Origin of the sequence: Butyricicoccus sp. OF10-2 (genome assembly GCF_003481925.1) — a bacterium.
Lineage (GTDB): Bacteria > Bacillota > Clostridia > Oscillospirales > Butyricicoccaceae > Agathobaculum > Agathobaculum butyriciproducens.
On the sequence record NZ_QUMC01000006.1, the window covers coordinates 91,190 to 112,906 of the forward strand.

16 protein-coding genes, 3 pseudogenes and 1 riboswitch are annotated in these 21,717 nt (G+C 54.3%); of the genes and pseudogenes, 12 read left to right on the plus strand and 7 right to left on the minus strand.

The genetic code is table 11. The features are described from left to right. Positions 1–23 precede the first annotated feature (23 nt). The 3 genes from rpe (at position 24) to DXB00_RS05250 (ending at position 3,732) form a co-directional block, all read left to right on the plus strand. Complete coding sequence (rpe, locus tag DXB00_RS05240; RefSeq protein ID WP_117750831.1) at positions 24–707, plus strand: ribulose-phosphate 3-epimerase; 684 nt, start codon at positions 24–26, stop codon at positions 705–707. A gap of 76 nt (positions 708–783) precedes the next feature. Continuing rightward, positions 784–1,581, plus strand: a complete 798-nt coding sequence (locus DXB00_RS05245; RefSeq protein WP_118729817.1) for a hypothetical protein — start codon at positions 784–786, stop codon at positions 1,579–1,581. A gap of 564 nt (positions 1,582–2,145) precedes the next feature. After that, positions 2,146–3,732 carry an ROK family protein gene (locus DXB00_RS05250; protein WP_119214596.1) on the plus strand — a complete coding sequence of 529 codons (1,587 nt, stop codon included), beginning with the start codon at positions 2,146–2,148 and terminating at the stop codon, positions 3,730–3,732. Positions 3,733–3,859: 127 nt separating this feature from the next. On the opposite strand, the gene ftsH is transcribed toward DXB00_RS05250, so the two are convergent. From ftsH to DXB00_RS05265, 3 genes are all read right to left on the minus strand, one after another. Further along, positions 3,860–5,698, minus strand: a complete 1,839-nt coding sequence (gene ftsH / locus DXB00_RS05255) for an ATP-dependent zinc metalloprotease FtsH (protein WP_118359499.1) — start codon at positions 5,696–5,698, stop codon at positions 3,860–3,862. Then, positions 5,695–6,150 carry a MarR family winged helix-turn-helix transcriptional regulator gene (locus tag DXB00_RS05260; protein WP_118729819.1) on the minus strand — a complete coding sequence of 152 codons (456 nt, stop codon included), beginning with the start codon at positions 6,148–6,150 and terminating at the stop codon, positions 5,695–5,697. Before DXB00_RS05260 ends, ftsH begins: the two co-directional genes overlap by 4 nt. 163 nt (positions 6,151–6,313) lie before the next feature. Then, positions 6,314–6,655 carry a phenylpyruvate tautomerase MIF-related protein gene (locus tag DXB00_RS05265; RefSeq protein WP_158575149.1) on the minus strand — a complete coding sequence of 114 codons (342 nt, stop codon included), beginning with the start codon at positions 6,653–6,655 and terminating at the stop codon, positions 6,314–6,316. Between the two features lie 256 nt (positions 6,656–6,911). On the opposite strand from DXB00_RS05265, the gene DXB00_RS05270 reads away from it, so the two are divergent. Then, positions 6,912–7,898: an alpha/beta fold hydrolase gene (locus DXB00_RS05270; protein WP_118729820.1), complete on the plus strand. Its 987-nt coding sequence runs from the start codon at positions 6,912–6,914 to the stop codon at positions 7,896–7,898. Between the two features lie 45 nt (positions 7,899–7,943). On the opposite strand, the gene DXB00_RS05275 is transcribed toward DXB00_RS05270, so the two are convergent. Both DXB00_RS05275 and DXB00_RS05280 read right to left on the minus strand, forming a co-directional pair. Further along, positions 7,944–9,152, minus strand: coding sequence for an MFS transporter (locus tag DXB00_RS05275; protein WP_118729821.1), 1,209 nt, complete (start codon positions 9,150–9,152; stop codon positions 7,944–7,946). A 262-nt stretch (positions 9,153–9,414) separates the two neighbouring features. After that, positions 9,415–10,857 (minus strand): nicotinate phosphoribosyltransferase, encoded by a 1,443-nt coding sequence (locus DXB00_RS05280; protein WP_118359491.1) that lies wholly within the window; start codon positions 10,855–10,857, stop codon positions 9,415–9,417. 252 nt (positions 10,858–11,109) lie between these two features. Here DXB00_RS05280 and DXB00_RS05285 point away from each other — a divergent pair, with 252 nt between their 5' ends. The 8 genes and pseudogenes from DXB00_RS05285 (at position 11,110) to DXB00_RS05320 (ending at position 20,097) form a co-directional block, all read left to right on the plus strand. After that, positions 11,110–12,363, plus strand: coding sequence for an argininosuccinate synthase (locus DXB00_RS05285; protein ID WP_118729822.1), 1,254 nt, complete (start codon positions 11,110–11,112; stop codon positions 12,361–12,363). A gap of 70 nt (positions 12,364–12,433) precedes the next feature. Further along, a pseudogene (gene argH / locus DXB00_RS05290) lies at positions 12,434–13,827 on the plus strand (argininosuccinate lyase). Further along, the gene (argC, locus tag DXB00_RS05295) at positions 13,817–14,737 is read left to right on the plus strand and encodes an N-acetyl-gamma-glutamyl-phosphate reductase (RefSeq protein WP_119214597.1); all 921 of its coding nucleotides are present in this window, start codon (positions 13,817–13,819) and stop codon (positions 14,735–14,737) included. Before argH ends, argC begins: the two are co-directional and overlap by 11 nt. 34 nt (positions 14,738–14,771) lie before the next feature. Continuing rightward, a pseudogene (gene argJ / locus DXB00_RS05300) lies at positions 14,772–15,965 on the plus strand (bifunctional glutamate N-acetyltransferase/amino-acid acetyltransferase ArgJ); the annotation flags it as partial. A gap of 43 nt (positions 15,966–16,008) precedes the next feature. Further along, positions 16,009–16,881, plus strand: a complete 873-nt coding sequence (argB, locus tag DXB00_RS05305) for an acetylglutamate kinase (protein ID WP_118729825.1) — start codon at positions 16,009–16,011, stop codon at positions 16,879–16,881. A 65-nt stretch (positions 16,882–16,946) separates the two neighbouring features. Further along, complete coding sequence (locus tag DXB00_RS05310) at positions 16,947–18,128, plus strand: aspartate aminotransferase family protein (RefSeq protein ID WP_118729826.1); 1,182 nt, start codon at positions 16,947–16,949, stop codon at positions 18,126–18,128. A 113-nt stretch (positions 18,129–18,241) separates the two neighbouring features. Then, on the plus strand, positions 18,242–19,156 hold the full coding sequence (gene argF, locus DXB00_RS05315; RefSeq protein WP_118729827.1) for an ornithine carbamoyltransferase: 915 nt from the start codon (positions 18,242–18,244) through the stop codon (positions 19,154–19,156). 109 nt (positions 19,157–19,265) lie between these two features. After that, positions 19,266–19,397: riboswitch (FMN riboswitch) on the plus strand. Positions 19,398–19,485: 88 nt separating this feature from the next. Next, positions 19,486–20,097 carry an ECF transporter S component gene (locus DXB00_RS05320; protein ID WP_110436750.1) on the plus strand — a complete coding sequence of 204 codons (612 nt, stop codon included), beginning with the start codon at positions 19,486–19,488 and terminating at the stop codon, positions 20,095–20,097. Between the two features lie 210 nt (positions 20,098–20,307). On the opposite strand, the pseudogene DXB00_RS05325 reads toward DXB00_RS05320, so the two are convergent. Further along, positions 20,308–21,500, minus strand: a pseudogene (locus tag DXB00_RS05325) (IS256 family transposase). Positions 21,501–21,632: 132 nt separating this feature from the next. Continuing rightward, positions 21,633–21,717 (minus strand): IS3 family transposase (locus tag DXB00_RS17910; RefSeq protein ID WP_330427911.1); only part of this gene is annotated, 85 nt, incomplete at its 5' end.

Genomic DNA, 21,717 nt, shown 5'->3' on the forward strand with positions numbered 1-21,717 from the left:
CTGCGGTTACAGGAGGAACTGTTATGGAAATCAAGCTCTCACCGTCTATTCTGTCCGCAGATTTTGCAAATCTTGCACGCGATATTAAAATTGCCACCGATGCCGGTGCGGAATACGTTCACGTTGACGTTATGGACGGTCACTTCGTGCCGAATATCACCATCGGCGCTCCGGTGGTTAAGGCGCTGCGCAAGGCGACCGACAAGGTGCTCGATGTACATCTAATGATCTCGGACCCCGATCAGTATCTGGACGACTTCATCAAGGCCGGCTCGGATATCATCACCGTACACTACGAGTCCAACGGTGATACGCTTGAGCAGCTGAAGAAAATCCGCGCAGCCGGTGTCAAGGCAGCCTGCGTTATCAAGCCGAAAACCCCCGCTGAGGTGCTGTTCCCGCTGCTGCCGTACTGCGATATGGTGCTCATCATGACCGTTGAGCCGGGTTTTGGCGGTCAGGGCTTTATCCCGGAGTGCATGGACAAAATCAAGGCTGTCCGCGCGGAAATCCAGAAGAACGGCTATAAGTGCGAGCTGGAGATCGACGGCGGCGCAAAGCTGAACAATACCGCTGACATCGTAGCCGCCGGTGCAGACGTTATCGTTGCAGGTTCTGCCGTGTTCGGCGGTGACATTGCAGCCAATGTCAAGGGCTTCCATGAGGTGTTCAAAGAAGGCGCAGCCAAGGCAGCCTGGAGCAAGTAATCATATAAGTGTGAACAACCCCCAATCGTTAGCCTGTCTGACCGTTGGGGGTTTTCTAATAGAGATGAGGGATAAAATGAACGAACTGACAAAGCGAATCGTTTCGTGTGTGCTGCTGATGATGATCGGACTCGGGTGCTTTTTCGGTATCTCGGGATGGCAGTCCTCACCGGAGACGCACCGGACGAGCATTGAATACTTAAACGAAAAACAGGCGACTGTGATGAAGCTGACTGCGGCTTCCACGGCAGCGTCCGCAGCTGTTTCGGCTCTGCCGGGAGACACAGGCAGCGCCATCGCGGAAAAGCTGGCTGATCTCACGTCGGATTTTCTGATCGTGCTGTGTGCCATTATGTTAGAGAAATATCTGCTCACCATTACCGGATACGCGGTTTTCCGGTTTATTTTACCGGCAGCGTGCGTGCTGCTCATCGTCCGTCAGTTCCGCAGCAGTGAGATTCTGGCGAAACTCGCATTCAAGCTGGCGCTGTTCGGCATGGCGGTTTGGCTGGCTGTTCCGGGCGGCATCACAGTATCGCGCATGATCGAGGCCACCTATGAAACCTCTCTGTCGCAGACCATTGAGGACGCGCAAAGTGCAGCGGATGATATCGATACCAGTGCGGGTTCGGACTCGGATTCAGACAGCGAAAAGAACGGTTTCTGGTCGGATATCACGTCCTCGGTGCAGAATGCGGTCTCCGGTGTGACGGAAAAGTTTGAAAAACTGCTCAGCAATGTTATGGAGGCACTCGCCGTGCTAATCGTTACCTCGTGTGTGCTGCCAGTGCTCGTACTGCTGTTCCTGCTGTGGATTGTGAAAATGCTCACCGGGATTGACTTCAATCTGCCGAAGCGGAAATCAACGGTGTAATTAAGAGTGGAGATCGGATAGTAAAGATGACGTAGCGATTTACCCTTCTTCACATGATTCTATCTTGTTATTAAAGGTATACCATAGGGGACGCTGGCTTTGCACATCGCCGCTAACCCATCTGCATAGACCTAACCGCTCGGGAGACCATTGGTCTCCCGAGCAACATAAACTCAAACACTTCCTAAAGGGAGTGACAAACGTGGGTTTCAAATATTGTCAGACCTGCAAGGTCAATCCGCCTCAAACCGGCAGCTGTAGGACCTTGTTAAAATAATAAAACCGCCTGAAAAGGCGGTTTTGGTTTTATTGTGTATTAGCTATGGTAAATTAATGTTGCGGGTGTTATTTTACGCTGTGTTTCATCTGGTATATGCATACGCCTGCATTTACAACAGCCGCCAATGGGTGGAATAGAAAGGACAATATTACGCAGCAAATAAACCCTCACATCAATTCCTAACGCTTAATTACTAATTCAGCATTGACAGAACCGCCCACAGAGGATATACTGTATGTAGAAATTAACATACTATTAAAAAGTATTTTGAAAAGAGGTGCACCATGGCAGACACAGGAAAACTCAAGCGGGAGAACACAGCTCTGCTCCGGCAGGCGATGCAGCACGGCTCTGCCGGCAAGAACGATCTTGCGCGGCTGACACATCTCAGCTTTCCGACCGTCAGCCGCATTGTGGATGAGATGGTCGAGCGCGGAGAAGCGCAAGAAATCGGCACGGCAGCCTCCACTGGCGGACGCTGCGCCATGCAGTACCGGCTGAACCCGCAGTACCGGCTGTTCCTGTGTCTGCGGCTGGAGCAGGACACGCTGCACTGGTTTGTGTGCGACCTCGACGGTACACCGCTCGAACAGGAACAGCAGACCTGCTCCGGCGATGTGCGCGAATTTCTCGACACGCTTCTGATGCGTGTTAGGGCGCGTTACCCGCGGCTTGCAGCGGTGATGCTCGGCTTTGCCGGAACAATGCATAACGGCATCGTCACCGAGAGTTTCGGCTACCCTGAGCTGCGGGGCGTAAGCCTTAGTGCGTATCTTCACGATAAAACCGGTCTGCCGTGCATGGCGGCTCGTGATATGCAGGTCGTGGCTGCAGGCTACGCGGCGCAGTACACGCCCGCACCGAAAGCCGCTGTGTGCATTTACATCGGCAAGCTGGGTGCAGGCGCAGGTATCGTGCTGAACGGAAAGGTCTGGGGCGGTGCCGCAGGCTTTGCCGGCGAACTGCATTATCTTCCAATCGAACACAATCTCGAATACGCGCAGAATCACTTTGCAGGCGCGGATATAAGCGACTATTTCACCAAGGTCATCTGCGGCTGTGCGGCGCTCATCAATCCGGACAGGGTGGTGCTGTATGCCGATTCCCGTCTGACCGATAAGGCAGCGCGGATACGCGAAAGCTGTGCGCAGGCGCTGCCGGAGCAGGCTATGCCGACCATAGAGCTGTCTCAGTCCTTCGAGCAGGACTATACCCGAGGTATTTACCTTGGCGAAAAAGATGGAGGAAACCACATGAAATACTTTGTTTTTGACATTGACGGCACGCTGATCGACTCCTCAAAGGTAGATCAGTGGGCCATGCGCACTGCACTTGCCGAGTTCGGCTATGAGTTCACCTACGAGCAGCTGATCTTCTCCTTCGGTATGCCCGGCAGACGCGCATTGGCGAAATTAGGCATTCCGGCCGAGCGGGTTGAGCCAATCATGGCTCGCTGGGAAGCGCTGGCGTATGACCGTCTGGACGAAATCCCGATGTACGACGGCATTCCCGAAACGATAGAGGAACTCAGAAAATCCGGCTGTTCGTGTGGCATTGTCACCTCGCGGACACGTTTGCAGCTCAAGCAGGGGATTGAACCCATTGGCTTCACGCCGTGGTTTGATGAGATCATCTGTGCGGATGATGTCGAGCATCCCAAGCCTGCGCCGGACGCTCTGCTCGAGTGTCTGCGTCGGTTCGGCTGTAAACCCGAGGACGCCGTCTATATCGGTGACAGCGAATATGATATGCAGTGCGCGAAAAGTGCAGGCGTCAAGAGCGTCCTCGCCCTGTGGGGGTGCTCCGAGGCGGAGAAGTTAATGTCGGATATGAGGTTTGAACATCCGGCAGAGATTCTGTCGCTTAGATAAATATAATTGTATATGCTTAGGGGCGGACCAATGTGTCCGCCCTCTCTTTCTGGTCTGTTCCTTGTTGTGGGTATAGGCAAAAAGAAACCCTTCCTCATTACGAGAGAGGGTTTCCTTTTGTACAGATTTACTCGGATTTATGCAGCAGATCCATAAATTCTTCGCCGGTGATGGTTTCTTTTTCCAGAAGGAAGTGCGCCAGACGGTGCAGGGCATCCATATTATTCTGCAGGATGCCGATGGCCTTCTCATGCGCGGTCTTGACGGTGGCAATCACTTCCTCATCAATCTTCGCAGCGGTCTCCGCCGAGCAAGCGAGCGCGGTATCGCCCGACAAATACTGATTCGTCACGGTTTCGAGCGCAACCATATCGAACTTGCGGCTCATGCCGTAGCGCGTGATCATCGAGCGCGTCAGCTTGGTGGCCTGCTCGATGTCGTTGGATGCACCGGTGGTAATCGAGCCGAAAATCAGCTCCTCGGCTGCACGGCCGCCGGTGAGCGTTGCCACCTTGTTCAGCAGCTCGTCCTTGCTCATCAGATTGTGCTCGCCCTCATCCACCTGCATGGTGTAGCCGAGTGCACCCGAGGTGCGCGGCACAATGGTAATCTTGGTGACAGGCGCGGAGTCGGTCTGCTTGGCAGCCACCAGTGCGTGACCAATCTCGTGATATGCAACGATCTCCTTCTCCTTGGCGCTGAGTACGGCGTTCTTGCGCTGCGCACCAGCAATGACGGTCTCAACGCTCTCATCCAGATCAGCCTGAATGACGCTGTTTCGTCCCAGACGAACGGCACGCAGAGCCGCCTCGTTGATAATGTTGGCAAGGTCAGCACCGGAAGCGCCGGAGGTTGCGCGGGCAATCGAGTTGAAGTCGATATTGCCGGACATGTGAACATCCTTAGCGTGCACCTTCAAAATTGCGATACGACCCTGCAGATCGGGCAGTTGCACCGGAATGCGGCGGTCAAAACGGCCCGGACGCAGCAGAGCCGGGTCAAGCGACTCCGGACGGTTGGTCGCCGCCAGAATAACGACGCCCTTGGTGCCGTCAAAGCCGTCCATCTCGGTCAGCAATTGGTTGAGCGTCTGCTCGCGCTCATCGTTGCCGCCCATGCCTGCGCCGTCGCGCTTTTTACCGATGGTATCAATCTCGTCGATGAACACGATGCACGGTGCTTTTTCGCTGGCCTGTTTGAACAAATCGCGCACCTTGGCCGCGCCCATACCGACGAACATTTCGACGAACTCCGAGCCGGAAATCGAGAAGAACGGCACATGTGCCTCACCGGCAACGGCTTTCGCCAGCAAGGTCTTGCCGGTGCCCGGAGGGCCGACCAGCAGTGCGCCCTTCGGCAGCTTTGCACCGATGGAAGCGTACTTGTTCGGGTTGTGCAGGAAGTCCACAATCTCAGTGAGGGCCTCCTTGGCTTCATCCTGACCGGCGACATCAGCAAAGGTCTTGCCGGTCTCGGTCTCGGCGTAAATCTTGGCGTTGGATTTGCCGAAGCTCATCATGTTGCCGCCCATGTTCTTCATCATCTTTTTCTGCAGCCACTGACCGACTGCGATAATGAGCACAATTGGCACAACGTAGCTGATGAGCATGCTCAGCAGGGGAGAGGTCTGGGTCGGAATCTCGGCAGCAAACTTGACATTGGCCTTCAGCAAGCGGCCGACCAGCTCGTCATCCGGGAAAATGCCGGTCTTGTAGAGTGCGTCCTTGCCCTTGTCATTGGTGGCCTCAAAGGTAATTTCCTGATCCTGCTTGTCGTAGGCGATGGTCTGCACCTTGCCGTCGTCCACCATGGCGATGAACTCGTCGTAGCCGACCTCGGTAACCTGCCGCTGCAGCAGGCTCGGAAACAGCAGCCAGTTGAGCATCATAAGCACGAGCAGCATGACCGCATAATAGAAGATCAGCGGTTTTTTGGGGTTTTTCGTCCCTTTTGGGTTGTTATTCATGTGAGTTTCGTCCTTTCGAGTAAATCGTTGAGGTTTTGCTGCATCTTGCGCATCACACCACACAGGGTCTGCATTTCCTGCTCGGAGATACCCTGCTGCAGTGTCAGCGCAAAGGTTTCACAGCGGTGATGGAGCGTTTTGGCAGCAGCGTGTCCTTCATCAGACAGGTGCAGGTGCACCAGACGGCGGTCATTCTCGTCGCGTACGCAGTAGAGCAGACCGCGTCTCTGCAGTCCGTCCACACTGCGCGTCACCAGCGGCTTGGAAACGTTCCACGCCTGTGCAATGACAGTTGCGGTGTCCTGCTCGGGCGCGTTGCGGTACAGAAACAGCAGCACGAACATCTCATTTGGCGTAAAGCCGCAGTTTTCGGTCAGCTCGCGGAAGCAGCTGCGGTACAGCTGACCCGCGTGGAACGCATCGGCGGCAAAATCATGGGGAGAGCCGGGCATGCGGTGTCCTCCTTTCGGCAAACGGTTTACTTGTAAACTATAATAGACCGAAAGCGAGCGAACGTCAATCGTCCAAATGTGAACATTCTGAAAATTCAGACATTCTCAATTCTTCATCCGAAACAAAAAAGACGCCGAGAAACTCTCAGCGTCTTTCTGCGGTTTACTTCATGGTACCGCGGGTGCCCCAGTTGGAGAACTCGGAGTACGTCAGGTAAATGCTGTCATCGTGCAGACCGGTGTGCAGCTCGACAGCATCAAACAGTGCTTCGGTCAGTGCCTTCTTGTTCTCAAACTCGGTCGAACCGTAGCAGCGAACATCAACGTACGCCAGCTTGCGCTTCTCGCCTGCAAAGTACATGGTGTGGTTATCGGAGATGTCAACCATCAGAGCAGCCTCGGTCTTGCCCGGAATCAGGGAAATCTTCTGGCCGATGGTCTTCTTCAGCTCGTCCTTCTGCTCGTCGGACAGGGCCTTGGAGGTGGTAACAGCAATATACGGCATGGGTATATCCTTCTTTCTTTTGGATTGGGCAATACAGCACTGCCCGTGATTTATTTTATTGTAGCACATCGGTCGCTGTTTGCGATATCGTAATCCTGCATAATTTGCAGTCGGGAAAGGTATTTAAAAATCAGCAATTTTTGACAGTGCATTTTTAAATGAACTGTGAACTTTATCAAAAAACAGGTGCACGATAAGTGGATTTGTGGTATAGTATTAACAGCAAAGAAGTACAGTCCATGATCGGGTGTTGCATATGAATATCAAGTGTACGCAAAATATTTACAAAAGTGCCAATGGTGTTTCCAATGTCACCTATTATATTCTTGCTCCTGAAGGAGTAGAGGTGCGCGGTATCGTACAGCTGTCTCACGGCATGTGCGAGTATTTTTCGCGCTATACCGCATTTGCGAAGTATCTCTGCGGACTGGGCTTTATTGTCTGCGGAAACGATCATATCGGACATGGAGCATCGGTCTCACGCACGGCGGATCTCGGTTTTTTTGCCGCCCGCGACGGTTGGAAGTATCTTGTTGAGGATGTCAAGCACCTGACCGACCTGATGCAGCGCCGCTATCCTAACCTGCCGTATTTCCTGCTCGGGCACTCGATGGGTTCGCTGATCGCGAGGCTGTACCTGCTCGATTACGGAGAGAAGCTGTCCGGCTGCATCCTCATCGGCACGGTCGGTCCGATCGCTGCCTCCGGCAGCATCGTACATCTTGCGGATTCGGTAGCACGCTCGCGCGGCATCACCTATCGCAGCGGACTGTTGTCCAATCTGGTGTTCAAGGGCTTCAACAGGAAAATCAAGCAGCCGAAAACCGTGTTTGACTGGCTTAGCCGCGATGAGGCGGTCGTGTCGCTCTATCAGTCGGATGAAAAATGCAATTTCGTGTTTACCGCGACCGGATTCCGCGACCTGTTTACGCTCATCACCAAGGCGAACAATCCGGTGACCTTCCGAAAAACGCCGAAGGACCTGCCGCTGCTGTTCATCTCGGGTGATAAGGACCCGGTTGGGCGGTACGGTGAGGGTGTGCGCCGTACGGTCAATCTGTACCGCGGCAACGGCGTGAGGAATATCGAGGTCATCTTTTATAAGGATGCGCGCCACGAGGTGCTCAACGAGCTTGACAGACTTGAGACCTTCGGAGATATTTCACGTTGGCTGGAGACACACCTTGCCGCAAGAGCTGCAAGGCAGGCTGTCGAGCAGGAGCCGGAAACGGCAGCGGAATAAAAATAAAACCTCTCTCAAAACGCTTGAGAGAGGTTTTTGTGCTTTTTAGGTGCGGGAAACCGCCTTGTTGTGCTGTCTGTCTTTGAAATACCGTGCATTGAGCACTGCCGAGACAACGAGCAGCACGCCTGCGATCAGCAGGATAGCAAAACCCCAGCGGATTCCCGTACGGTTAGCAGCGATGCCGATCGCAGCCGGAGCCATAGCCGCGCCGAAGCCATTGAGCGTAACGTAAATGCCCATGGATGCCGGATAGCGCGAGAACAGGTCTCCGGCGTTGGCTACCGTTGTGCCGTACATGCCGGACATGCATAGACCCAGACCGATCGTTGCAATCGTGAGCACGGGAAGCGTGGTTCCGGTGACGAGCAGCACGAGAAATGCCGCCATGCCGAAGCACATGACCGTGATCATCTGCCACGGACGGAATTTCGCAGCGATCACACTGCACGAGAAGCGGCCGATCAGCAGCGAAACCCACAGCAGGGAAGTGATGATCTGCGCAGCGTCTGCGGCGAGCACGCCGGAATCAATGTAAAAGCTGGTCAGCCAGCCCATCATGGAAGCCTCAACAGCCTCGTAGAAAAAGCAGAGCGCTGTGCACAGCCAGAACAGCTTTTCGCGGAAAAAGTCGTAATCGGTTGCGGATTTCTGCCCGGTTTTCGTGGATTTATCATCGTCCATCTTCATGAACAGGCCGAAGATAAACGAAGCTGTCAGCAGCACAATGGAAATCTCAAGCGCAAGACGCCAGCCGTTTTCACCGCCCAGCTTGTGGCAGGCGAGCACAGCCAGCGGAGCCACACACGCGCCGAACGCATACGCCGCGTGCATCATGTTGAGCGGAGTGGCACTGCCGTTCGCGTATTCGCTCATCACGCGGTTGTTGTAATCCGTGATAGCGCCCTTGGAAATGCCGGTCAGGAACATGGCCGCCAGCAGCCAGACCGGCGAGCCGTTGGTCAGCAGCATGACAAAGCCGACCGCGAATACATAATATAGGATGAGGTACGCGCGTTTGAGTCCCCATTTGATGGCGGCCAGACCGGACAGCAGGCCGATGCCGAGATAGCCGATCGACTGTGCGGACAGCAGCGTGCCGCCGATCTGGTAATCCAGCGCGTAGGCCGCGCGTAAATCCGGCAGCACAGAGCCGAGCATGATGGAGCTCAGTCCCTGTGCGAAATAAACGAGAAGCAGTTCCGCGACAACATAGCGCTTGCTGCGGCTCAGCGAGGATAGAAATGCTTTCATTGGTGTATCCCTTCGATTTGTGTGGAATATGCGGTTTTTTTGACCGCGATTATTAGTATAATCTCCTGTGGTGCGATGTACTACTAAATTCTTGCGATTTACATCTGCGAAAAGATAGCGTGTTTCTGCGAAAAACTGCTGAAACAGGCTGCGTGAGCGAAATCCTGTGCAGGGATGCTCACAGCTTTTATACAATCTTGCGATTGGGCGCAAAGAAACAGCGAACCACTATATTATGGTTCGCTGTCTGCGAATTTGCTTGTTAGATGCGGCAGGCTTCAAGAAGTTCGTTCTTGCAGCTCCACAGCTTTTTGGAAAGATCCACGAAGTAGGTCTGCGGATTCTCGAAACGCTTGATCTGATCCCACAGGGTATCGACCTCACGGATGCAGTACTTGCGGATGTCCTCAACATCCGGACTGTTGTAAATGCACTTGCCGTGCTTGAACAGCTGTACGCGCAGCGGACGAACCGTATAATCGGTAACGATACGCTGCTTCCAGGTGTAGACCGGATGGAACAGTACATACGGCAGAGAAGCGTCGATCTGCTCGTCGTGCACGGTGAGTACGTCGCCGAGCGCCTTGCCGGTCTTGTTGTCGAACAGACGGTACACCTGCTTGAAGTGCGGTGTGGTAATCTTCTCGACGTTCTCGGAAACCTTGATCTTCGGGATGATCTCGCCGTTTTCATCCTCAACGGCAGCCAACTTGTATACGCCGCCGAATACCGGCTCGGACTTGGAGGTGATGAGTCGCTCGCCGATGCCGAACGAATCTACGCGGGCACCCTGCACGAGCAGGTCGCGCACCAGATACTCATCGAGCGAATTGGATGCCATGATCTGCATATCCTCGAAGCCTGCGGCATCGAGCATTTTGCGGGCCTCGATAGAAAGGTAAGCGATATCGCCGGAATCCAGACGGATGCCGCGTGCGCGGATGCCCTTTTCCGCTTCCAGTTCCTTGGCAACGCGGATTGCGTTCGGCACACCGGACTTGAGTACATTATAAGTGTCAACCAGGAATACGCAGTTATCCGGATAAATATCCGCATAAGCCTTGAAGGCTTCGTACTCACTGTCAAACATCTGCACCCAGGAGTGCGCCATCGTACCGCCGGCCGGAATCTTGTAGTCACGGTCGGACAGAACGCAGGCCGTGCCCTGACAGCCGCCGATGTAGGCAGCGCGGGCACCGAGGATAGCGCCGTCGTAGCCCTGTGCCCGGCGGGAGCCGAACTCAAGTACGGTACGGCCCTCTGCTGCACGCGTGATGCGGTTCGCCTTGGTGGCGATCAGGGTCTGGTGGTTGATGGTCAGCAGGATCATGGTTTCGACAAACTGTGCCTGAATCATCGGACCGGCCACCGTTACGAGCGGCTCACCGGGAAATACCGGCGTACCCTCGGGTACGGCCCATACGTCGCATTCGAACTCAAAATCGCGCAGATAATTGAGGAAGGACTCCGAGAAGCACTTGCGGCTGCGAAGATATGCAATATCTTCCTCGGAAAAATGCAGGTTATTGAAGTATTCAATCAGCTGTTCCACGCCTGCCATGATGGCATATCCGCCGCCGTCCGGTACACGGCGGAAGAACATATCGAAGTATGCGCGGCGGTTGCCGATACCCTTTTCGAAGTATCCGTTCGCCATCGTAAACTCGTAAAAGTCAGTGAGCATGGTTAAATTTCTTTCGGTCATTGCGAAAAACGCCCCTTTGCGCACCATTTTTTGTGCGCTTTTATTCATTCCGTGCAATCTGTCTTGACACAGTGCATTTATAATATAATAGTACGTTTTTACAGAAAGTGCAAGCATTATTTATCAAATTCAAATTCATAGTATGCATAAATATGCAATCAGTAAAATAATTATAAATTTTGCTTGCCAAATGAGTATGGCGGTAGTATAATAAAACCATCGAAAAAAACGCAGAATGCGAGGTCGAAAAACATGGAAAAGAAATATAACAAAGTTGTTCTGGCATATTCCGGCGGTCTGGATACTTCGGTACTCATTCCGTGGCTGAAGGAGCATTACGGCTGTGAGGTTATCGCGGTTTCCGGCAACGTCGGTCAGGGCACCGAGCTGGACGGTCTGGAGGAGAAGGCGCTCAAGACCGGCGCGTCCAAGCTGTACATCGAGGATCTGACCAAGGACTTCGTCGATGACTACATCATCCCGACCATGAAGGCGGGCGCAACCTACGAGCAGTACCTGCTGGGAACCTCGTTCGCTCGTCCGATCATCGCAAAGCGTATTGTTGATATCGCGCTGAAGGAAGGCGCTGACGCGATCTGCCACGGCTGCACCGGCAAGGGCAACGATCAGGTTCGTTTCGAGCTGGCTATTCATGCATTTGCACCGCAGATGGACATTATCGCTCCGTGGCGTTTCTGGGAGCTGAACAGTCGTGAGAAGGAGATCGAGTATGCGGAAGCACACAACATTCCGCTGAAGATCAACAAGGAGACCAACTACTCCAAGGATAAGAATCTGTGGCACCTCAGCCATGAGGGTCTGGATCTGGAGCTGCCGTCGAACGAGGCGCCGATCAACAAGCCGGGCTTCCTCGAGCTGGGCGTTTCCCCGGAAATGGCTCCGGACAAGCCGACCTATGTTACCATTCATTTCGAGAAGGGCGTTCCGACCACAGTTGACGGCGAGAAGCTCGATTCCGTTGCCCTGATCGAGAAGCTGAACAAGCTGGGCGGCGAGAACGGCATCGGTATCCTCGATATCGTTGAGAACCGTCTGGTCGGCATGAAGAGCCGCGGTGTTTATGAGACTCCGGGCGGTGCGGTCCTGTATGCAGCACATGCAAAGCTGGAGGAGATCACCCTCGACAAGGAAACCTCGCACTACAAGAATCAGGTTGCTCTCAAGTTCGGCGAGCTGGTTTACAATGGCCAGTGGTACACGCCGCTGCGCAAGGCACTCTCCGCATTCGTTGACTCCACCCAGGAGACCGTTACCGGCGATGTTAAGCTGAAGCTGTACAAGGGCAACATCATCCCGGCTTCCGTAACCTCTCCGTACAGCCTGTACTCCGAGGATATGGCAACCTTTAACGAGGATGACTGCTACGATCAGGCAGATTCCGCAGGCTTCATCAACCTGTTCGGTCTGCCGCTCAAGGTTCGTGCACTGAACGATCAGATCCTGTACAAGAAGACCGGTGAGCATTTCCCGTCTGTTGAAAAGTAAGTAAAAGAAATCATAGGGCGGCACGCCCGTCGTGTGCCGCCCTATGAGTGTTTTGTGAGGTAACATAAATATGGCAAAATTATGGGCAGGACGTTTCCAGAAGGAAACTGATCTGGTGGTAAACGACTTTAACTCTTCCATCCTGTTTGACTGCCGTTTATATAAGGAAGATATCACCGGCTCTATCGCGCACGCTACCATGCTGGGTAAGCAGGGCATCATCGAGGAGCATGAGGCCGAAAAGATCGTTGAGGGTCTTAAGGGCATTCTGAAGGATATCGAGGACGGCAAGGTGGAGTTCTCGCTCGATTACGAGGACATCCATATGAACGTCGAGCAGCTGCTGACCGAGCGCATCGGTGATACCGGCAAGCGTCTGCACACCGGCCGTTCGAGAAACGATCAGGTTGCACTCGATATGCGTCTGTACGTCAAGAAGGAGATCAAGGAGATCATCAAGCTGATCCTTGGCTTTATGAAGGCGCTGACTGTAAAGAGCCGTGAGAATCTCGATGCGGTTATGCCGGGCTACACCCATCTGCAGCGCGCACAGCCGACGACCTTTGCACATTATATGATGGCGTATGCAACATGCTCAAGCGCGACGTATCCCGCCTGCAGGACTGCTACGAGCGCATGGACGAAATGCCGCTTGGCTCGGGCGCACTGGCTTCGACCACTTATCCCATCGACCGTGACTTCGTTCGTGAGCAGCTTGGCTTTGCCCGCCTGACCGACAACTCGCTCGACGGCGTATCCGACCGTGACTACTGCGTGGAGCTGCTCTCCGCGCTGTCCATCCTGATGATGCACCTGTCCCGTCTGTCCGAGGAAATTATTTCGTGGTGCTCGTGGGAGTTTAAGTTTGTCGAGCTGGACGATGCGTACTCCACCGGCTCGTCCATCATGCCGCAGAAGAAGAATCCGGACGTCTGCGAGCTGATCCGCGGCAAGACCGGCCGTGTTTACGGTGCGCTGACCACCATGCTGACCGTACTCAAGGGTCTGCCGCTGGCGTATAACAAGGATATGCAAGAGGACAAGGAGGCTGTATTCGGCGCGATCGACACCGTAAAGCAGTGCCTCGAGGTATTCACGCCGATGTTCTCCACCATGACGCTGCGCCGCGACAACATGCGCAAGGCAGCCTCCCGCGGCTTTATCAACGCAACCGACTGCGCCGACTACCTGACCAAGAAGGGTGTTCCGTTCCGCGATGCGTACAAGACGGTCGGCCGTCTGGTCAACCAGTGTATCAAGGCGGACGAAACCCTCGAGACCATGACCATGCGCGACTTTGCAGCAATTTCCAACAAGTTCGGCGACGACGTATACGACGCACTCGACCTGCGCACCTGTGTTGCTGAGCGTAAGGTCATCGGCGGCCCGGCTCCGCAGGAAGTAACCCGCCAGATTGATAAAATTGACAAGTTCATCGCGGAGGTTGAGGACGATGAAGCCTAAAATTTACATCGACGGCAAAGAGGGCACAACCGGCCTCCAGATTTACGAGCGCCTCGGCGGCCGCGACGACATCGAGCTGCTGCTCATCGATGAGGATAAGCGCAAGGACACCGAGGAGCGCCGCAAGTTCCTCAATGCAGCCGACATTGCGTTCCTGTGCCTGCCGGATGCGGCGGCGAAAGAGGCGGTCTCGCTCATCGAGAATGATACCACCCGTGTCATCGATGCATCGACCGCGCATCGCACCGACCCGGACTGGGATTACGGCTTTGCCGAGCTGTCCAAGGCGCACCGCGAAGCCATCAAGAACTCCATGCGCGTTGCCAATCCGGGCTGCCACGCAAGCGGATTTATTTCCTCGGTTTACCCACTGGTAGCAAACGGTATCATTGCCGAGGACACCGCGCTCACCTGTGCTTCACTGACCGGTTACTCCGGCGGCGGCAAGAAAATGATCGCGGAGTATCAGGACGAGAACCGCGATCCGCGACACGATTCCGAGCGCATTTACGGTCTGAACCTGCACCATAAGCACCTGCCGGAGATGGGCTACATCTGCGGTCTGACGCAGGCGCCGGTGTTCGTGCCAATCGTAGGTGACTTTTACAAGGGTATGGCCACCACAGTTATGCTCCCGGGCGTAGATGCACATCTCGTGCATGCGACGCTCACCAGGCACTACGAGGGTCAACAGCTTGTCACCGTGGCGCCGTTCGGCGGTGAAGAGCCGATGATCTACGCCAACACACTGGCCGGTCACGACAGCCTCAAGCTGATCGTCTGCGGCCACGAGGAGCAGACCATTGTCACCGCACTGTTTGACAATCTCGGCAAGGGCGCTTCGGGCGCTGCCGTGCAGAATATGAATATCATGCTCGGTCTGGATGAAACGACCGGCTTAAACCTCTGATTTCAGCAGGGAGAATTATTATGAAAATTATCGAGGCGGCGTTTGCGCCGCAAAGGGCTTTAAGGCGGGCAGTGTGCGCTGCGGCGTCAAGGAAAGCCGCTTAAATGACGATACCGCAATCATTTTCAGCGAATGCGAATGCACCGCGGCTGCCACCTACACGATGAACCGCGTCAAGGCGGCTCCGCTGTATGTTACCATGGAGCACCTCGAGGACGGCGTAGCACGCGCGATCGTTGCCAATGCGGGCAACGCGAACGCCTGTGCACCGGACGGTATGGAGAACGCTCGCCGTATGGCGCAGGCAGCGGCCAAGCTGCTCGGCGTAGCCGAAACCGATGTTGCCGTTGCATCCACCGGTGTGATCGGTCAGCGCCTCAACATCGAGTGCATCGAGGAGCACTTGCCGGAACTGGTTCTGGAGGACAACGCCTCCGAGAAGGCAAATCGCGCCATCATGACCACCGATACCAAGCCCAAGACGGCGGCTGTTGAGTTCACCATCGGCGGCAAGACCTGCCGTATCGGCGGCATCTGCAAGGGCAGCGGCATGATTCATCCAAACATGGGCACTATGCTGTCCTTCATCACGACCGACTGCGCCATCACGCATGAAATGCTGACTGATGCACTTCAGGAGAACGTAAAGAAGACCTACAACCGTGTAACGGTTGACGGCGACACCTCCACCAACGATATGTGCATCGTGCTCGCAAACGGCATGGCAGGCAATACACTCATCGAGTGGCAGGACGAGGAATATCAGGCGTTCTGCAAGGCGCTCAACGAGATCAACACCCGCCTGGCACGCCAGATCGCCGCAGACGGCGAAGGCGCAACCAAGCTGGTTACCTGCACCGTTAAGAACTCCCGCTCCGAGGAAGCAGCTGAGCGACTGGCCAAGGCTGTTGTCGGCTCCAATCTTGTCAAGGCGGCCATGTTCGGCGCAGATGCAAACTGGGGACGCGTGCTGTGTGCAATGGGTTATTCCAAGGCACCGTTCCGTCCGGAGTACGTTTCTGTGGCGTTCGAGTCCGCAGCAGGCAGCGTAGCAGTCTGCGACAAGGGTGCTGCTCTGGATTTTGATGAAGATCTGGCGAAGAAGGTGCTCTCCGAGAACGAGGTTACCATTGCGGTTGATGTAAATGAGGGCGAGGACAGCGCTACTGCATGGGGCTGCGACCTTACTTACGACTACGTTAAGATCAACGGTGATTACAGAACTTGATTCTTAAAAACGAAGAAAACTCCCGATAAAGGAACGAATTAGTATGGATACTCAACTTGATGCGGAGCTGCGTGCCAATATTCTGGTCGAAGCGCTTCCGTATATTCAGGAATATTACGGTCAGACCGTTGTTGTAAAATACGGCGGCAACGCAATGATCAATGAGGAGCTGAAGGACGCGGTCATCCACGATCTGGTACTGCTCAATCTGGTCGGCGTCAAGGTCGTTATCGTACACGGCGGCGGCCCGGAAATCAATGAAATGCTGGGAAAGATCGGCAAGGAGAGCAAGTTTGTCAACGGTCTGCGCTACACCGATCGTGAAACCATGGATATCGTCCAGATGGTGCTGTGCGGCAAGGTCAACAAGGACCTTGTAACCCTGATCGAGAAGGCAGGCGGCCGCGGCATCGGTCTCGGCGGCATGGACGGCGGCCTGTTTCAGGCGAAGCGCCTGACCGACCGCTCGGGTACGGATTACGGCTACGTCGGCGACATTATGGACGTAGACCCGTCTCCGGTTATCGATGTGCTGCAGCAGGGCTATATTCCGGTCGTTTCGACCGTTGCACAGGGCATCGACGATGAAACCAACTACAACATCAACGCTGATACAGCAGCCAGCAAGCTGGCAGTTGCACTCGGTGCAAAAAAGCTGATTCTGCTGACCGACGTACGCGGTCTGATGCAGGACATTAACGATCCGGACAGTGTCATTCACCGTCTCAAGGTGTCCGAGGTGCCGAAGCTGGTGCGCGACGGCATCATCAAGGGCGGCATGATCCCCAAGGTAGACTGCTGTGTTGAGGCAGTCCGCAAGGGCGTTGAGCGTGCCACCATTCTGGATGGCCGTGTCAAGCATTCGATTCTGATCGAGCTGCTTTCCAAGGTCGGCGCAGGCACTATGTTTCAGTAATTGAGAATTGAAAATGGAGAATGGAGAATGATTCGCTCCGTATCTCCGATAAAAGGTGATACCCTATGACTTACAATGAATTAAAAAGCGAAGAAAATAAATATGTAATGAACACCTATGGCCGTTTCCCGATTGCACTGGACCACGGCGAGGGTGCGACCCTGTGGGACGTTGAGGGCAAGAAGTACATCGACCTTGCTTCCGGCATCGGTGTAAACTGTCTGGGTTATGCCAATCCGGCAATCATTGACGCGATCGATAAGCAGGCGCACAAGCTGATGCATGTTTCCAACCTGTTCACCACCGAGCCGATGGTTCAGGTTGCCAAGAAGCTGGTAGAAAAGACACATCTGGGTGGCAAGGTATTCTTTGCCAACTCGGGCGCTGAGGCAAACGAGGGTGCCATCAAGCTGGCGCGCAAGTACTCGTTCGACAAGTATGGTGAGGGCCGCTTCAAGGTGCTGACGCTCATCAATTCCTTCCACGGACGTACCGTAACCACGCTGAAGGCCACCGGTCAGGAGCGTTTCCACAACTATTTCTTCCCGTTTACCGAGGGCTTTGATTACGCGGTTGCCAACGACATCAAATCGGTACGCGCAAAGGCGGATGATATGACCTGCGCCATCATGATGGAGCTGATTCAGGGCGAGGGCGGTGTTCTGCCGCTTGACCGCGAGTTCGTCAAGGAGGTAGAGAAGCTCTGCCGCGAGAAGGATATGCTGCTTATCATCGACGAGGTGCAGACCGGTATCGGTCGTACCGGCAGCCTGTTTGCCTTCCAGCAGTACGATATCAAGCCGGACGTTGTCACTATGGCAAAGGGTCTTGGCGGCGGCATGCCGATCGGCGCTGTCATGGCGGCGGATACCTGCTGCAACGTCCTGACGCCGGGCACGCACGCGACCACCTTCGGCGGTACGCCGATTGTCTGCTCCGCAGCAAACGTCGTGCTCGATACTGTCGGTGACGGCCAGTTCCTGATGAAAGTGCGCGAAAAGGGCGAGTACCTTCGCAACGGCATCCTGTCCCTTGGCTCGCCGAATATCAAGGGCGTGCGCGGCATGGGTCTCATGCTCGGCATCATCGTTGAGGAAGGAAAGCACTCCGTGTTTGCCAATAAGCTGATCGAAAACGGCGTTCTGGCGATCACCGCCGGCAAAAATGCCGTTCGTCTGCTCCCGCCGCTCACCATTTCGAAGGAAGAAATGGATGAAGCACTCGCTATCATGGCAAAGGTATTTTAATCAAAGGTCTTGACAATTAGTAATTAACGTGATTATCGTACTGGTGCAGCAGCACCCAAATAATTACTAACTACTAATTATTCATTGCTAATTTGCAGAAAGGGTTTATTACAATGAAGCATTTACTGAAGCTGCTTGACTGCTCCACCGAGGAGATCATCGGTCTGCTCGATCTGGCGGATCAGCTCAAGTATGAGAGAAAGCACAACATTTCCCATCGTCACCTGGAAGGCAAGAGCCTTGGCATGATCTTCCAGAAGTCCTCCACCCGTACCCGCGTTTCCTTCGAGACCGGCATGTATCAGCTGGGCGGTCAGGCGCTGTTCCTGTCCAACCGTGATCTGCAGATTGGCCGCGGCGAACCGGTACAGGATACGGCCCGCGTGCTGAGCCGCTATCTGGACGGCATCATGATCCGCACCTATGAGCAGAAGGAAGTAGAGGATCTGGCAAACTACGGCTCTATTCCGATCATCAACGGTCTGACTGATTTCTGCCATCCGTGTCAGGTTCTGGCGGACCTCATGACCATCCGTGAGAAGTTTGCCGTTCTTGAGGGTCTCAAGATGTGCTACATTGGCGACGGCAACAACATGGCAAACTCGCTGATCGTCGGCGGCCTCAAGACCGGCATGAGGGTTTCCATCGCAACGCCGGTGGACTACCGTCCGGACGCTGAGGTTATGGCATTCGCAGAGCCGAACCCGAACTTCTTCATCACCGATGACCCGATGAAGGCTGCTGAGAACGCAGACGTTGTTATCACTGATACATGGGCGTCCATGGGACAGGAAGCCGAGAAGGAAGTCCGCATGAAGGCATTCCAGGGCTATCAGGTCAATGATGAGCTGCTGGCTGCTGCAAAGCCGGGCTGCATGGTGCAGCACTGCCTGCCGGCCTACCGTGAGCAGGAGATCACCACCAAGGTGTTCGAGGAGCACGCAAACGAAATTTTCGAGGAAGCAGAAAACCGCCTGCACGCACAGAAGGCCGTTATGGTTACTCTGATGAGCAGCAAGGAAGACTGATTTCTGATAAAAAGCCGCTTTCGCAAGGGAAGGCGGCTTTTATGTTTTTTCTTGCTGAAGTGTTGACAAGTCCTTTACTGGTGACTATAATAGCAATATAAATAAATCAGTTCTGTTTCAGGGCGGAGTGAAAGTCTCCACCGGCAGTATACAGGCTTCGAGCCTGATAGTCTGCGAGCCGCAAGGCATGATGGGTTAGAATCCCAACCGACGGTTATAGTCCGGATGAGAGAAACAGATGTACCTATCGCTACGTCTGTATGCCTCTGGAGCAATCCAGGGGTTTGTTTTATTTATGGAACAGGACTCCTGAAAGGGAGAAAACAGCAATGACCAAAACCAGCAAGATCACCTACACCGCAATTTTCGCGGCTATCGCAACCGTACTGATGTACTTTGAATTTCCGATTCCGTTCATGCCGCCGTTCCTCAAGGTGGATCTGTCCGGTGCAGTCGTGCTCATCGGTGCGTTTATTTTCGGCATCGCTCCGGCGATCACGATGATCGGCATCAAGGACATCATTCATCTGACCCAGACCCAGACCGGCGGCTCCGGTGAGGTCGCAGATTTCCTGATGCTTTCCACGCTCGTTGTTATTGCCGTGCTGCTGTACCGCGGTCACAAGAGCCGCAAGATGGCTGTCCTCGGCTGTGCAGCTGGCTCGGTTGCTATGGCGTGTGTCGGCATGTTGACCAACTATTTTCTTATCATTCCGTTTTATTCGCAGGTTATGCCGCTGCAGGCTATCTTTGATGCATGCAACGCGATCAACCCGTATGTGACCGGCATGCAGGGCTATCTGCTGCTCGGCGTTCTGCCGTTCAATCTCATCAAAGGCGCAATCCTGACTGCGATTACCATGCTTGCCTACAAGAAACTGAGCGTGTTCATCAAGTCCAAGCAGATCGAATTGCACCACTCCAGACAGCGTGTCGGCTAAGTAAAAAACGAGGTGCTCTCCAGCAAACGGAGAGCACCTTTTTGTTCAATAATCGCAAACAGTGCGGTAACATCTATGATTTCGACAAAGATCTGTATACGAATTGACAAAATGCGTGGCCAAGATTATATCACATGCGTGCATCTAATAGACTCGGTCCCGTCAAGATTTGTGCGCAAAATTGTTTGCAGGTTCTCCGGCTGAGTGAAGTCAGCCGGCAATGAAGGCGTCGTCCAGCGCCGCCTCCGAGTACTTCATGTTCATATATTTTTTCTGCCCCACTGCGTGCCCGCCACATGGCGAAGCCGAGCGAAGACCAGCATCAGAGCAGAGTTGCCGTCAGGGAATGTTCCCACCACGCGGGTTCTGCGGCGGATTTCACAATTCAGCCGCTTGATCACATTGTTGGTGCGGATGCGCGTCCAATGCTCACTGGGAAAATCGCAGTAGGTTAGCGTCTCCTCAATGCCGTCCTCGACCTTCTTGGCAGCCTCCTTCAGCTTCATGGCGCGCAGTTCGGCAACGACTTCTTTAGCCTTCTCGCGGGATGTCTGTTTGCTCTCCCGGGCGTGGATCGCCTTGAGCATTTTTTACCACAATTTTGACCTTGGATTTAGGCACAACAGAGAAAACATTGCGATAGAAATGCACTGTGCAGCGCTGGTATTTGGCGTCCGGGAACACCTCGCCCACGGTCTCCAGCATCCCCATGCACTTGTCGCCGACGATGAGTTTTACGCCGTCCAAGCCGCGTCCGCGGAGCCACTGAAAGAAGCTGACCTAGCTGGCCTTATCCTCTTTCATTCCCTCGGCGGCGCCTAAAACCTCATGGAAACCGTCATCATTCACGGCGATTGCCACCAGAATGGCTACATTTTCATACTCTCCGCCCCAGTTGCGGCGCAGATAGATGCCGTCCACGTAGACATACGGATAGCGCCCGCCCTGCAAGGGGCGGTTGCGCCAGTCCTCGATGTGGACGTAGGCTTTCTTGTTCAACTCGCTGATGGTAGCGGGTGAAACCTTGCTGCCCCACAGGGTCTCGGTGATGTCCTCTACCCGGTGCACGGAAACACGCCTGCCAGGTACATCTCGATGAGGGCCTCCTCCACGCTGCTCTCCCGGCGGCGATACCGCTCGATGATGGCGGTCTCAAAGGACACACCCTTGAGATGAGGCACGTGGAGCGTGACGTCGCCAGAGGCGGTGGTGAGATTCCGGTCATAGTGGCCGCTGCGGTAGCCCTGACGGGCCTCGCTGCGCTCGTAGCGGGCAGCCTGTGTCAGGGACCCCGTCTCCTTTTCCAGCAGCTCATTCCGGGTTTCCTCCACGCTGCTGCGGACCAATTCCTTGTTTTTCCCCTTGATAATTTCCTCATTCAGCTGTACAATTCTCTCGGACATAGTTTGTTGTCTCCTTTCAGAATGGTGTGTGGTAACTTCCTTCTACCAGAGCCTGCAAGCTATGTCTTCTTTTATGCGGTTTTCAATTTGCGCAACTTATTGTACCTTAGGGGGTGCGGACAAAATCTTGGACTATGCCGATAGGCCGAGTTTTTGTCTATACTCCAGCGGACTAAGTCCACCAAGAGATATCTTAATTCGCTTTTCCCGATACCAA